This window comes from Streptomyces sp. TS71-3, assembly GCF_018327685.1.
Classification (GTDB): Bacteria; Actinomycetota; Actinomycetes; order Streptomycetales; family Streptomycetaceae; genus Streptomyces.
Genome location: NZ_BNEL01000003.1, coordinates 1125961 through 1139305, shown reverse-complemented (window position 1 = coordinate 1139305; position 13345 = coordinate 1125961). Strand labels below are relative to the sequence as shown.

Annotated in this window: 10 protein-coding genes and 1 pseudogene; 6 read left to right on the top strand and 5 right to left on the bottom strand. The window is 70.0% G+C overall.

Annotated elements, in window-relative coordinates; genetic code table 11:
• Window positions 1–24: 24 nt before the first annotated feature.
• On the bottom strand, window positions 25–408 hold the full coding sequence (locus Sm713_RS29255; RefSeq protein WP_212913006.1) for a hypothetical protein: 384 nt from the start codon (window positions 406–408) through the stop codon (window positions 25–27).
• Between the two features lie 1516 nt (window positions 409–1924).
• Between Sm713_RS29255 and Sm713_RS29250 the strand changes: the two are divergent.
• A pseudogene (locus tag Sm713_RS29250) lies at window positions 1925–2490 on the top strand (Uma2 family endonuclease).
• A gap of 397 nt (window positions 2491–2887) precedes the next feature.
• Window positions 2888–5068: a PQQ-binding-like beta-propeller repeat protein gene (locus Sm713_RS29245; protein WP_212913004.1), complete on the top strand. Its 2181-nt coding sequence runs from the start codon at window positions 2888–2890 to the stop codon at window positions 5066–5068.
• A 202-nt stretch (window positions 5069–5270) separates the two neighbouring features.
• Here the strand turns inward: Sm713_RS29245 and Sm713_RS29240 are convergent, their stop codons facing one another.
• Both Sm713_RS29240 and Sm713_RS29235 read right to left on the bottom strand, forming a co-directional pair.
• The gene (locus tag Sm713_RS29240) at window positions 5271–5810 is read right to left on the bottom strand and encodes a hypothetical protein (protein ID WP_212913003.1); all 540 of its coding nucleotides are present in this window, start codon (window positions 5808–5810) and stop codon (window positions 5271–5273) included.
• A gap of 631 nt (window positions 5811–6441) precedes the next feature.
• Window positions 6442–6696 (bottom strand): hypothetical protein, encoded by a 255-nt coding sequence (locus Sm713_RS29235; RefSeq protein WP_212913002.1) that lies wholly within the window; start codon window positions 6694–6696, stop codon window positions 6442–6444.
• Here Sm713_RS29235 and Sm713_RS29230 point away from each other — a divergent pair.
• The 3 genes from Sm713_RS29230 (at window position 6686) to Sm713_RS29220 (ending at window position 9310) form a co-directional block, all read left to right on the top strand.
• Window positions 6686–7423 carry an LAETG motif-containing sortase-dependent surface protein gene (locus tag Sm713_RS29230; RefSeq protein WP_212913001.1) on the top strand — a complete coding sequence of 246 codons (738 nt, stop codon included), beginning with the start codon at window positions 6686–6688 and terminating at the stop codon, window positions 7421–7423. The genes Sm713_RS29235 and Sm713_RS29230 overlap by 11 nt on opposite strands.
• A 335-nt stretch (window positions 7424–7758) precedes the next feature.
• Window positions 7759–8367 (top strand): TetR/AcrR family transcriptional regulator, encoded by a 609-nt coding sequence (locus Sm713_RS29225; protein ID WP_212913000.1) that lies wholly within the window; start codon window positions 7759–7761, stop codon window positions 8365–8367.
• A gap of 178 nt (window positions 8368–8545) precedes the next feature.
• Entirely contained in the window at window positions 8546–9310 is a 765-nt protein-coding gene (locus Sm713_RS29220) for an SDR family NAD(P)-dependent oxidoreductase (RefSeq protein WP_212912999.1), read from the top strand.
• A 105-nt stretch (window positions 9311–9415) separates the two neighbouring features.
• On the opposite strand, the gene Sm713_RS29215 is transcribed toward Sm713_RS29220, so the two are convergent.
• Entirely contained in the window at window positions 9416–9898 is a 483-nt protein-coding gene (locus tag Sm713_RS29215) for a MarR family winged helix-turn-helix transcriptional regulator (RefSeq protein ID WP_212912998.1), read from the bottom strand.
• A gap of 546 nt (window positions 9899–10444) precedes the next feature.
• On the opposite strand from Sm713_RS29215, the gene Sm713_RS29210 reads away from it, so the two are divergent.
• Window positions 10445–11581 (top strand): hypothetical protein, encoded by a 1137-nt coding sequence (locus Sm713_RS29210; protein ID WP_212912997.1) that lies wholly within the window; start codon window positions 10445–10447, stop codon window positions 11579–11581.
• A gap of 105 nt (window positions 11582–11686) precedes the next feature.
• Here Sm713_RS29210 and Sm713_RS29205 read toward each other — a convergent pair whose 3' ends face one another.
• Window positions 11687–12934 carry a glycosyltransferase family 4 protein gene (locus Sm713_RS29205; RefSeq protein ID WP_212912996.1) on the bottom strand — a complete coding sequence of 416 codons (1248 nt, stop codon included), beginning with the start codon at window positions 12932–12934 and terminating at the stop codon, window positions 11687–11689.
• Window positions 12935–13345: the final 411 nt, after the last annotated feature.

Here is a 13345-nt window from a genome sequence, read left to right as displayed (position 1 = left end):
AGCAGGTAATCCGGTACCGCAACGTCACTCAGACCTGGTCACGATCGTGACCGTGACCCGCTTCGTCTTGGCCGGTTCGGTCAAGTCCACGCCTGAGCCGTCAACCATGAGGAGGCGGGCAGTAGGACGGCTGACCCCGGCGGCAAGCCGGTAGGGCTCGGCAGAATCGAGCGTTACAACCCGCCCCGTACGCTGCAGATCGAACGAGATGCGGTGGCCGGCCGTGTGCACGTTGATGATGCGCTCAACGACGTCCACGTCCGTGACCGCCTCCCCCACCACTGCTTCCGGAAGCGGTGAAATGGACTTGAGCGAGTTGACGCCAAGCACCTGGAGCGTGGCGATCTTCTTCCCCTTGAGTCGCTCCAGGAGCGATGCGATCTCGGCTGCTGACTGGTTGGTGGCCATGTGAGCATCATGGCGGAAGAGACAGGACGTGGGCGCCAGGTCGGTCAGGTGGTGTCTCGAGTATCCGCTACCCTTCCTGTCAGCTTGTGGTGAAACAGCCGGTCTATCGGGTAGTCCTCCCTGGGCAAGACGGGATCCCAGCCCCAGATCACCAGCGCGAACGGCCCGATAGCCGAGTCTGGGGACCCAGCCCAGAGACCGATCAGCTACTGCTTCTCCCCGGGGTACAAGATGTGCGTGGTCGCCGAGTACGACGCCGCCCTGGCCGGGATGAAAGGCGCGATTCACACCGCGAGCGCATGCACCACGCGACACGACCTTCGCCAAAGGCGCCTCCCCGTCCGGACCGGAACCCCACCGTGCGGCCATGGAAGCATTGCGCAACCTTACTATCGGCACCTCCACCTGACCGGAAGCGACAACATCGCCACCGGCCTCCGCAAGCGCTCCCGCCAAACCACCCGGCCGCTGAACACCCTCGACATCGCGTAGTGTAATCAAACCAGCCCAAAACGCCAGAACCGCCCTGATCTCGGTCGCCCGGGTGGACCCATGCTGGCCATGCCATGCACCTGGGCTGAGCTTCCTTGAGAGCCAACCGGGAGCCGGCTCTCCCCCCGAGCCGACCCAAGGCCGCGCGAAACTCACTGATGCAACCCGCTGAACAGGGCAAACGACGCCCGCACTGGTAGCAATCTCACCCGAGCCTAATTCGGGACAAAGAGGTCGTAGCTTCCACGCCCGCCACCCAGCAGGGGACGAGCAAGTCAGGGTCCCGATCCAGCGGATCGGGACCCTGAGTGGTTCCGGGGACAGCCGCCCCTTCTCCGTGCGCTTCTGCAATGGCGCCCTTCCGGCCAACCATCGCTTCCGGGCATCTCCTGCCTTCCAGCGCACCCAGAGGAGCGCCCCGCGCCTCCCGACCGACGGCGTGCCCATAGCGTGCCCATGAGACCGGTAAACCACGGTCAACAGCGGTGCGATCACGCGCTCTCGCACACCACACCAGAGCGCATACGCCCAGGTCAGGACCATTAGAGGCTGTCCGACTCCCCAAGCGCCGTCGCTTCCCAAGCTGAGAGCGCGAGTTCGATTCTCGTCACCCGCTCCAGATCGAAACCCCAGGTCGGCGGCCTGGGGTTTGTTCGTTCTCCAGAACAACTTGGGCTTGACGTGCCCTCCACGTGCCGTAAGTCGAGGTCAAGCACCCCCAGGGATTCGAGGACTACGACGGCACGGCGCCTCGAAGACCGACTTTCGGCGACCAGGGTCACAGGATGCGCAAACTGCGAGCTGGCCGACGCCCGCATCCCTGCCCTCTACCACCGCCTCTTCGCTGTCCACACCTGCAGTCCGCCGACCTCCTCATCAGGTCGTCGAATGCCCAGCCACTCGGACCAGACGCACGGCGAGAGTCGACACCGGTCGAGTCTCGCGTCAGGCCACCGGTGAGTTGGTGACGGTACTTTGAGTCCAGCGGGATCGGGCCCGCCGCACAGTGTCCGGGAGGCATGTCATGACTGCCGAGATGGTCGCCCCGGCGTGATGCACGAGCGGATCACGGCGGAGGAATACGAGTCGTGGTCCCCGGAGCAGTGCGCCGGCATCGAGATCGTGGACGGAAGGGTCGTCGGGACCCCTGGCGCGTCCAAGCGGCACAACCGCCTGGCCCGGATCCTGGCGAACGTCCTGGACGCCGCCGCCGGACCCGGCTGGAACGCCGACACGGACTTCGACGTCCGGTTGCAGGACGTCCCGCTCACCAATCGCCGCCCCGACGTCGTCGTCTACCGCGCTGACACGATCGACATCACGCCCACCCGGCCCGAGCACGTACTGCTGGTGGCCGAGGTGGTGTCGCCGGGCTCGGAGACCACCGACCGGATCGTGAAGGTCGACCAGTACGCCAGGGCGGGCATCGGCTTCTACTGGCGGATCGAGCAGGCCGCGACGGGCGTGCCTCTGGTGTACACGTACCTACTCGCCCCCGCCACGAAGACCTACCGGGACGGTGACATGTTCACCGGCGTCGTGAAGGTCACCGCCCCCTTCGCGGCGGAGATCGACCTCGGCCAGGTCTGAACCTGTCCCGCCGCGGACGGAGGGGCTACCCGGCCTGCGACGTAGCGACCGGCAGACTCCCGCGGATCGCGTGCGAACGTGACCGAGGCGCCTTGTTCGACGAGGACGCGTAGGCGTACGGCCGGCACGGACGCCTCCGTACATCGCGGAGCACGTGTCTGCAGGCCAGAAGCGGCGTAGCCGCCCAAGCGGCGTCGATTCCCAAGCTGAGAGGGCGAGTTCGGCCCTCGTCACCCGCTCCACGCCAGGAGTTGGGGCCTCTCCTGAGCGGACGACCCATCGCACGGCTCAGGGGCGCAGGGACACCGATGCGGGATATGCGCGGCCCTGTTTCCGGGGCGGCAGGCCCTACTCTGGTGCCCGTGAGGCAGGCAGGCGCTGGGAAGGGTGATCGGCGATGACGCCCCTGAGCACCGGGGACCCGGAGTCCATAGGCGGGTACACCCTTCTCGGTCGGCTCGGGGCGGGCGGCATGGGAGTCGTCTATCTGGGAGTCTCCGCCTCGGGGAGGCAGGTCGCGGTCAAGCTCGTGCACGGGCCGTATGCCCAGGAGGAAGAGTTCCGGACGCGCTTCCGGCAGGAGATCGCGGCGGCGCGCAGAGTGAGCGGTGCCTTCACCGCGCCTGTCGTGGACGCCGACCCGGACGCCGACCGGCCGTGGATGGCGACGCTCTACGTGCCAGGGCTCAACCTTGCCGAAGTCGTGCAGAGGGACGGCCCGCTGAGCCAGCGGCAACTGCGCGCTCTGGGCCTGGGGCTCACCGAGGCACTGCGCGACATCCACCGGGCGGGCCTGGTGCACCGCGACCTCAAACCGGGCAACGTCCTGATGACCGAGGACGGGCCGCGCGTCATCGACTTCGGCATATCGCACGCTTCTGACAACCAGAGCCTCACCGCCACCGGACGGATGATCGGTACTCCGCCCTTCATGTCGCCGGAACAACTGGCCTCTCCCCGAGACGTCACCTCGGCCTCGGACGTGTTCTCGCTGGGGTCGCTGCTGGTGTTCGCGGCTGCGGGCACGGGACCGTTCGACGCCGACAGCCCCTACATAACCGGCTATCAGGTGGTGCACGGGACCCCGGATCTCGGCGGGGTGCCCGAAGCGCTCCTGGACATTGTCGAGCGCTGCCTGCACAAGGACCCGGCCGCGCGGCCGGAGCTGACGGACATCTACCGGATGCTCCTGGCGCTGCCGGAGTCCGACGTCACCGGGTCCCTGAAGACCGGGCTGTCCACGAAACCCGGGAGCCGCCCCACTTCTCGGAGCGTGACCACCGGCTCCACGGGCGCCTCGACCGCCACCGGCACCGGCACCGGCACCGGCACCGGCACCGGCCAGCGTCGCCGAGCCCGGATGCTGCTCACGGGCCTCGGAGCGGTGCTGGTCGTCGCGGGGCTGGGTGTCGGCGTGGGTGTCTACGTGTCCGACCCGGACACCACCACCATCGCCTCCGACGCCACCGGGACGGCCACCGCCCGTGCCGCGTCACTGCCCGCCGGCTGGCGGCCCTGGCAGACGAAGCTGCGGTACGCCGTAAAGGGCGTCCCTCTCGACTACGACAGCCCCGGCTGCGTGCCGGAGGGAAGCGCCCTGTTCTGTGGCGGTACGGGCTTCACGGCCGCCAGGGTCGACGCGTCCTCCGGCCGCACGATGTGGCGGACCGGCACCCGCCCCCAGGGGGCGCAGCCGATCGGCGTTCGCGACGGGCTGGTCTACATGCCCGAGCAACCGGACGACAAGACCAGGCGCGTGGTGGCCCTCGACGCCGATACCGGGCACCGGCGGTGGCAACGCGACATCAGCCTGTCCGAGGAGGCGGTCCTGTACGACGGCGGACTGCTGACCCTGTCCCCCGACTACTCCTCGTTCGTGGCCTACGGGCCTTCCGGCAAGGAACTGTGGCGGGCGCCCTCGCTGGACGAGTACTGCACGCCGACGGCGCTGGGGGGCGTCCCCTACGCCCTGTGCTCGAAGGGCACCGAGCCCGGCCAGGCCCCGGTCGAGCTGATGAGGCTCGGACCCGGCAGCCTGGCCGAAACTGCCACACTGCCCAAGAAGGCGGAAGCGCTCGGCGCTGTCGGCGGGCAACCCCTGTTCCTCGCCCCCCAGACCGCGAAGGACGTGTACGACGCCGGGTACGAACGGCCGTACAACGCGCTGCTGCGGGTGAACTCAAAAACCGGTCAGGTCAGACGGATACCGCTGGCACATCCGCTGACCGGCGCGGCCACCCTCGTGCACGGCGTCGTCTACTTCGTCCGGTCCAACGGGTCGGTCACCGCGGTGTCGGCGGACAGCGGCAAACAACTGTGGCAGAAGGTGGCGGATATGGAGAGTCTGTCCGCGCCCGCGGTGTCAGCGACGTACAAGCGGGTCTATTTCTCCAACCGCTTCGGCCGTCTGCTGGCGCTGGACAGCCGCACCGGAGCGGAGGTCTGGCGCACCTCCGCACTGGACGACCCCGGTGACAAAGCGCAGGACTACCCGCCGCGAGTGCTGCTCGTCAAGGACGCGATCGTGGCGACGGCCGGCGACACTGCCTTCTCCCGGAGCCCAGCCGGGCCCTTCTGACCGGCCCGGGACCACCTGACCGGCCCAGGCCCATCTGACCGGCCCAGGCCCATCTGACCGGCCGAGGCAATCGCCGCGCACCGTCCGGATCAGGCGTGAGCGGGACGGAACCGGTGCATGACGGCTCGCTGCGGAGAACGCCGGCTTCAGGGGCGCTTGTTCGCGCGTCCGATCGTGCGGGGATGCCACGCCACGGGGAGGTTCAGCGGCGGGTTGTCGGAAGCTGTGCCGTGAGGGCCGGAGGCCACCTGAACGTGAGGTCCTCGCCCGGTGAGAGGGCGGCCCAGGACTCGGCTTGTGCGGTCAGGATTTTCGCCGTTTCGGTGATGGTGGCTTCGGTGTAGGGGAAGGGGCGCTCTTCCACGCTGCCCCACGCCTCCCGCACTGAGGCGTACAAGGGCCTGGTCAGCGTGCCTTCCGCGGCGCGGTGCAGGACGCCGCTGAGTGCTTCGGCCACGGTGATCGATCGGGCGTTGGCCTTGATGATTCGGGTGCTGCGTGCTGCCGCGTCGTGTCGCTGCGAACCGGTGAGCACACGCATGGACGTGAAGACGGCGCCGGCGGCGATGCAGCCGAAGACACCCGCGTTCAGCTTGAGCTCTCGTTCGGTCACGGCGTGCGCGAGGTCGTGGGGTACTCGGAATGTGCGGTCATAGGAGCGCATTTCCAACGTCACGCCGTCGCGGCGGTGCACGATGACGCGGCGGCGTCCGTCCTCGGCCGGTGGAAAGGCAAGGCGCATGCCTCCATCGTGGAGATGTGTGCCGGTGAGCACCATCCGTTTTCTCCCGAGCCCGTCGGGTCGACGCTGTGGTGGGTCACGCCGCGAGAGTCCTCGATCCTGCCCGCTGTTTCACCAGATCGGCCGCCGGTCGGACCCGCGCGTGCTCCGGCGCCAGTGCTGTGGAGTTCGGCCGGCACGCCGGGACGTGGGCAGAGGGCGCGCGCCCGGAGCTTGCGCCCTGTGGCGTGGGTGGAGTGACGTGTGCTCGGCGTCCCGGCTCGTGTGGCTTGAAGTGTGTGGTCCGGTCCCAGCGGTTCAGCCTCCGAGGGGGCAGAGGGCGAGCGTGGCTTGGCGATTCGCGTGACCTTGTTCACAGGGAAACCCTGAAAACGAGGGCAACTGTACCCTTTATCGTCATACGTGAACGACGTTCTGATCTTGGCCGGGATCTGCCGTTGTCGGGTGGCTGTGCACCTCCTTCACCCGGCCTTAACATCAGCACCTGCCGCACCGCGTGTCCCCACCACTGCGACGGCCTCTCCGTTTTCTTCTTGCACAGAAGAGGTCTCATGAAGATTCGCCGTGCCCTGGTGGCCGTTGCGACGACCGCTGTCGTCGCCCCCGCCGCGTTGACGATGGCAAGCGTGGCCTACGCCGATGATGGCTTGAGCTCGGCCACCCCCACCGCGAGCGCAAGCACCTCCGAGGCGCCCTCGGACCCCGCCTCCCCGAGCGCCAGCGCCTCCGACTCCGGCTCCGGCTCCGGCTCCGGCTCCGGCTCCGGCTCAGCAAGCGAGCCCGGCTCCGGCTCCGCGAGCGCCAGTGTCCCCGCCTCCCACGGAGCCCCCGCCCCGGCCGCCTCCACCTCGGCCGTGCCGAGCAGCACGCCGTCCGTGGAGCCCACCGATCTCGGGATCTGCGAGGACCAGGACCCGAACTACAAGGCCACCCTCCGGATCGCGCTCAGCGGCCTGTCCGGCAAGATCGCGAAGGGCAGTGGCTGGCACCCGTTCAAGATGACGGTGACCAACCCCTCGAAGAACGCCATCAAGGACGTCACGCTCGCCGCCGGTGTCGGTCCGCTGGACAGCGATGACCCGTTCACGCTCAAGCAGGCCGTGCTCCAGGCGTACGACCCGGACGGGAAGCGGTGGTTCAACGTCACCGACGACGGCACGTACTCCCTTGGCTCCCTGGGCCCCGGGGACCTGCCCGGCCACACCACGGTCGACCTCAGCTTCCGGCTGAACGTCACCGCCCAGGCCCCGGTCGGCAAGGCCCTCACCATCGGTCTCGGCGTCTACCCGGACACGAAGAACAACTGTGAGGCGACGAGCTTCGCCGCCTACCAGATCAGCATCGTCAAGCCGGGCACCCCGACCACCGGCTCGAACCCGGTCCCGCAGACCGGCGGCGAGGCTCCGCTGCCGTCCGAGGCGCCGGCCAAGGGCGGTTCCTCCCACGTCGTCCCGGCCTCGGACACGACCGCGGTGAGCGAGGGATCGCTGGCCCACACCGGTGCCTCCTCGGCGCTCCCGCTGATCGCCGGGATCGCCGGTGCGGCCGTGGTGGTCGGCGCCGGCACGGTGTTCGCCGTGCGTCGCCGCAAGTCGGGCGGCGCCGCGGTCTGACGCCCCGGCGGGCAGGCGGTCTGGCGTCCTGGCGCCAGGGCGCCCTGGCAGGACTGCAATCAAACGGAGGGGCCCGCGTCCTCAAGACGGCGCGGGTCCCTTTGCGTTCACCGGTCCCTTTGCGGTCACCAGACCCCCTGTGTTCGCGGGTTCCTCTGCGTTCACCAGTCCCTCTGCGTTCGCGGCTCCCTCTGCGTTCGCAGGCCCCTCCGAATTGCCAGCGGCTCCGTCGTCGCCGTCGCCGTCGCCGTCGCCGGTCGGCTTCACCCGGCCGTGCGCGAGTAGACTGGACCCGTGAGTCCATTCGCGGAACCGGACCAGGGAGGTGCCCTCGCATGGGTAAGGAGCTGACCGCCAAGGGGAAGGCCACCCGTCAGCGGATTGTCGAGGGTGCTGCCTCCGTCTTGCGGGAGAAGGGGGTGGCCGCTGTCACTCTCGATGACGTCATGGCTCGGACTCGGGTCAGTAAGAGTCAGCTCTTCCACTACTTTCCCGGCGGCAAGGACGAGCTGCTGCTTGCCGTCGCGCAGTTCGAGGCCGATCAGGTTCTTGAGGACCAGCAGCCCTACCTGGGGTGTCTTGACTCCTGGGAGGCCTGGGACAAGTGGCGTGACGTCGTCGTCGAGCGCTACGAGGAGCAGGGCGAGCAGTGCCCGCTCGGGTCGCTGTTCCATCAGATCGGACGCTCGACCCCGGGTGCCCGCGCGATCGTGATCGAGTTGATGCGGCGCTGGCAGGGGAGTCTGGCTACCGGGATCCGGGCGTTGCAGGACGCCGGGCACCTGCCTGCCGATCTCGACGTCGACCGTCGTGCGGCCGCCCTTCTCGCCGGGCTCCAGGGTGGGGTGGCGATCCTTCTCGCCACCGGGCAGGCCTCGCATCTGAAGGCCGTGCTCGATCAAGGGATCTGGGATCTGCGGCGCGCCGGTCTCGTGAGTGCCTAGGCGGCCACAGTGCGTGGCGGCCACGTTCCTCGATTCCCCGTTCGCCCTCCCCTCCCCCCTCCACTGATTGGACTTGCAAGTCCAATTTTCTCCTCGCACAGTGGCACTGCCGTGTGAGGCCGGGCCCGACTCCCGTCCGCGCGGCTCTGTGCAGGTAGCGAGCATGTGGGAGTGGGTTATGAGTGAGCGGCTGCGGGGCAAGAGGGCTCTGGTCACCGGGGCGACCAGCAATATCGGGCGGGCCATCGCGGAGGCGTTCGCCTCTGAGGGGGCGCATGTCGTCGTTTCCGGTCGTAGCGTCGAGCGGGGTGCCGACGTCGTCGACGGGATTCGGGCGCGCGGCGGGCGGGCCGATTTCGTGAGGGCCGATCTGGACGGGAGCGCCGAGGCCTCGCAGGGCCTGGCACGGGAGGCCGCGTCCGTCCTGGGCGGGGGGATCGACATCCTCGTCAACAACGCCGGGATCTTTCCCGGCGACTCCACCACCGACACCGACGAGAAGACCTTCGACCGGATCTATGCCGTCAACGTGAAGGCGCCCTTCTTCCTGACCGCCGCCATCGCCCCCGCCATGGCCGAGGCCGGCGGTGGCGCCATCATCAACCTGGGGTCGTGGGTCGCCCGCCTGGGGTTCCCCCTGGGCGTGGCCTACAGCTCCTCCAAGGGTGCGGTGGAGACCCTCACGCGGGCCTGGGCCACCGAGTTCGGGCCGCGTGGCGTGCGGGTGAATGCTCTTTCTCCCGGTGTGGTCAAGGACCTTGTGCCCGGTGAGGTGGACCCGGGCGAGGCGATGATGAACGGCACCCCGGCGGGCCGCATCGGCGAGCCACGGGCCGTCGCCCACGCCGCCGTCTATCTCGCCAGCGATGAGGCCGCCTTCGTGCACGGCGTCGTGCTGGATGTGGACGGCGGGCGTACGACGGCGGCGGTCATCGCCGCGTAGAGCGGAGCGGCGGTCATCGCCGCGTAGAGCGGAGCGGCGGTCATCGCCGCGTAGAGCGGAGCGGCGGTCATCGCCGCGTAGGGCCGACCTTGTCCGGGGCGCCCCCTACGCCGCCTCGACCGCCCCCGTCGGCCCCGCCGCGTGCAGGGACTCCACCGCTCGGACCAGCGGCGCCAGCTCGGGGTTCCGTGCCGCCTCGTCCAACGACTCGCGCAGGGCCTTGTCGTTGGTGGGGCGGGCCCGTTCCAGGAGTTCGAGGCCGGCCTCGGTGACGTTCGTGTAGATGCCGCGGCGGTCGGTGGGGCACAGGTAGCGTTCCAGCAGGTCGCGGTCCTCCAGGCGGGTCACCAGCCTGGTCGTCGCGCTCTGGCTGAGGACGACCGCGTCTGCCACCTGCTTCATCTGGAGGTGGCCCCCGTCGCCGTCGTGCTGCCGGCTGAGCACGTCCAGCAGGGAGTACTCCCGCACGCTCAGGCCGTGCCCGGACTGGAGAGCGCGCTCGATGTGCGCCTCGATCCTTCCGTGCAGCAGGGAGAGCGCGCACCAACCCTGTGCCAGGGCCGTGAGCGCGGGGTCGGTCGCTGTCATCGGTGTCTCCTCCGTCCCCACTCCATGGAGCGGCTGCGTTCCAGGATAGGGCAGTGACGCGATTGTCCGCTTTTGCAGGTATAGCGCGTCTGCAATTGATCATTGGGCGGCGGCTGATCGTTGAGCGGCGGAGATGGGTACGGCGTATGTGGGTACGTCGGGGGTTCGTGATCAGCGGCCCGCTGCCCGAGCCACGGCCGACTTCATGGCGAGCCCCCAGAGTGTCCGAGTGCCCGAGTGCCCGAGTGCCCAACGACCCGTCAGGTCCCGCCCCGACGCCGCCCCGGAGCGACCCCCGTCCCGACTCGCCCGCGGCCGGGCCCGGAGCGCCGTGCGGTTGCGCCGCGATGACAGCAGGTCAGCCGTCTTCAGAACATGCTCACGCCCTGTTCACGTTCCCGCGGTGCGTCCCGTCGTGGTGTCGCACCCGCGAACGCTCTATGCTCTCGTGCGTTATTTGGGTCGTTGCGCGATCAATCACCATCGGTCGGTTTCGGCCGGCCTCATCTCGCGGTTGCCCGTGCATCTTTGAGGAGACATCGCACCATGAGCCACCAGAGGACGACGGTCGGTCGGGTACGGACCGTCGTGGGAGCACTGAGCCTGGTGCTCTTCGCGCAGACGACGTTCTGGCTCTTCTACGACGTGGCGCAGCGCGGCCTGTCGGGGGCGTGGACGGTGTGGACCACCGGCACCCCCTCCGGGCTGTCCGCCACCACCTCCATGGACCTGGGCCTCGCCGCCCTCCAACTCGGCGCGGGATGGGCCGCGCTGCGGCAGGGCCGGGGAGCCGGCGGGCTCCTGGTGACCGCGTGCGCGGCGACGATGCTGTTCCGGCTGCCCGTGCTCTGGTACCTGCTGCTGAACTCCCCGTCGAACCCGTGGTTCGGCATGCTCACCGGCGCCTCGCTGAACGTGGTGGGCCTCACCTGCATCCTGGCGATCGTGGTGGACATCGCGCTCGGCATCCTGCTGCTGCGGGCCTGGCAGTTGGAGAACGACATCGCCGAGGCCGAGCTCGCCGCGGAGGCCGAGGACGACTCGCTGCACCACGGCTCGGTCCGCCCCGTGAAGGTCACGGCCACCGCCTCCGGCGTGGTGCTCGCCGTGCTGAACGTCGTCTACATCTTCCGCAACGCCATCACCGCCTACCGGGTCGGCCCCGAGGGGCTCGCTCACCTGCTCGCGGGGCGGGGCACCGGCCGTGCCGTGCTCGCCGTCTCGTCGCCCTGGCAGTGGAGCTGCCTGACCCTGCTGTGCGGCGTGGGTATGGTGCTCGCCGCCAAGCGCCGTCCGATAGCCACCGGCTTCGGGCTCGGCCTCGCGCTGTTCATGGTGCCGTCGTCCTTCACCGACCTGGTGGGCGCGACCGAGGCGCACACGCTGTTCACCGTGCCCGGCGCCTCCGGGCAGAACTTCCTCGAAGTGGTCGGCGGGGTGGCCATGGCCTCGCTCATCCTGGGGGACGCACGGCGCGAGCGGCGCGGCCGGGGCAGCCACATCGAGTTCCCGTCCGCCTCCGTCCCGCTGCCCCCCGCCGGCGTCCCCGGCTCCCCGCCCACCCTCGGGGCGACGATGCCGGGCATGCCGACGTCGTCCCGCACCGTGCAGGTCTCCACCGGTTCGGAGCACGGCAGGACGCAGGGCCTGCACCACCGCGGCACGTCGTCACGCGAGGGCTGAGCCCCGCACCGTACGCGAGTCGAGGAGCCGACGACCCAGGCAGCGGCCGGTCCCCGGATCACCCCGGGACCGGCCGCTGTCGCGTCTCACGGCAACGGCACCCCCCTACCCCAACCGCCGCCGCAGCGCCCTCAACCGGCGCCGTACCGGGCGTGCCAGGCGGCCCGCCCTGCCCCGCCAACGTGCCTTGCGGCGCTGGCGGGCGCGGGTGGTGCGGGTGGCGGCGAGTTCGTCGAAGAGGTCGGAGTAGGTGGCGGCGATGTGCGGGGGGTCGTAGCGGCGGGCGGTGGTCAGGGCCGCATCGCCCATGCGGTGGCGGCCGGGCTCGTCGGCGATCAGGTCGAGCAGGGCGGCGGCCAGCGCCTGCGGGTCGCCCGGGGGGACGAGGCGGCCGTCGACGCCGTCGTGCACGATCTCGGCCGGGCCGAGCGGGCAGTCCGTGGCGACCACCGGTACGCCGCACCGCATCGCCTCGACCAGCGTCATCCCGAACGACTCCCGGTCTGACGCCGACGCCAGGATCGACGCCTTGGCGAACTCGGCCTCGATCGGCGTGACCGTGCCCATCAGCACGGCGCGTCCCGCCAGCCCCCGCTCGTCGATCAACCGCTCCAGGCAGTCGTGCTGCGTTCCGGAGCCGTAGATGCGCAGCGTCCAGTCGTGGTGCTTCTGCGCGACCTGCGTGAACGCCTCGACCAGCAGATCGAACCGCTTGTGGCGGTCGAGCCGGCCGGCCGCCGCGATCACCTTGGCGGTGCCGTCGGCGGGCGGGACCCCGGTGTCGGGGACGCTGTTCGGTATGGCGAGCACGGGTACGCCCGGCAGCCGCATCCGCGCCCGGTACACGGCGGCGTCCGCCTCGGTGACGGTGACGAGGGCGTCCAGCCGGCGGTAGGGGCGGGCGAGCTGGGCGCGCAGCCGCTTGCTGTGGCCGTCGTGGGTGAGGTGCTCCTGGGCGATGCGCAGGGCGCGGGGCGGGCCGAAGAGGGCCAGGTAGACGTTGATGCCGGGCCGGGTGCCGATGATCACGTCCGCGTCGCAGGACCGCAGGTAGCGCTCGGCCCTCAGGTCGGTGAGCAGGTTGTACTGCTTGTAGCGGCCTTCCGCGCTCGGGAACACGTCCGACGGGGACTCGAAGAACGGGTCGTACGGGTCCGCGGCGTCCTCGCGCAGGTCGACCAGCGCCTCCAGGCGCACCCGGGGGTCCACGGCGAACCGGGGGCGGGAACGGTGCCGCATCATGGACACGATCGTGACCTCGTGGTGGTCCGCCAGGGCGGCCGCGAGGTTGAGCGTGGTGCGGTTGGTGCCGCCGATCCCGTAGAGGTTGTGGATCAGGAAGGTGATCTTCACGCCGTGCGCTCCCGGGTGAGGCGTGGGGTGTGGGGTGTGGTCGCGCGAGGGCTTGCGGTCGCGGATGAGCCTGCGGTCAGGGAAGGGCCTGCGGTCAGGGAAGGGCCTGCGGTCAGGGAAGGGCTTTCGGTCACGGAAGGGCCTGCGCGGGAGCCTCCCCTGCATGGATTCGCCGAGGAACCCGTGCGGGAGCCTCGCCGGGCGGGGCCCGCACCGGCGCCCTGCGAGGCGGGCGCGTGTGAGATGCGCCTCGGATGCGCGCGGCGCCTCGGGCGTCTGGAGGTCCTGGGACACCTGGCGGTCCTTTCTGCCCGGCGCTGCCCGGAACCCGGACGGCCGTGAGGCGGTCCTAGGAGAGGGGACGGCCGCGGGGCTGTCCGCGGCCCGGGGGCATGGCACACTCGGAGCACG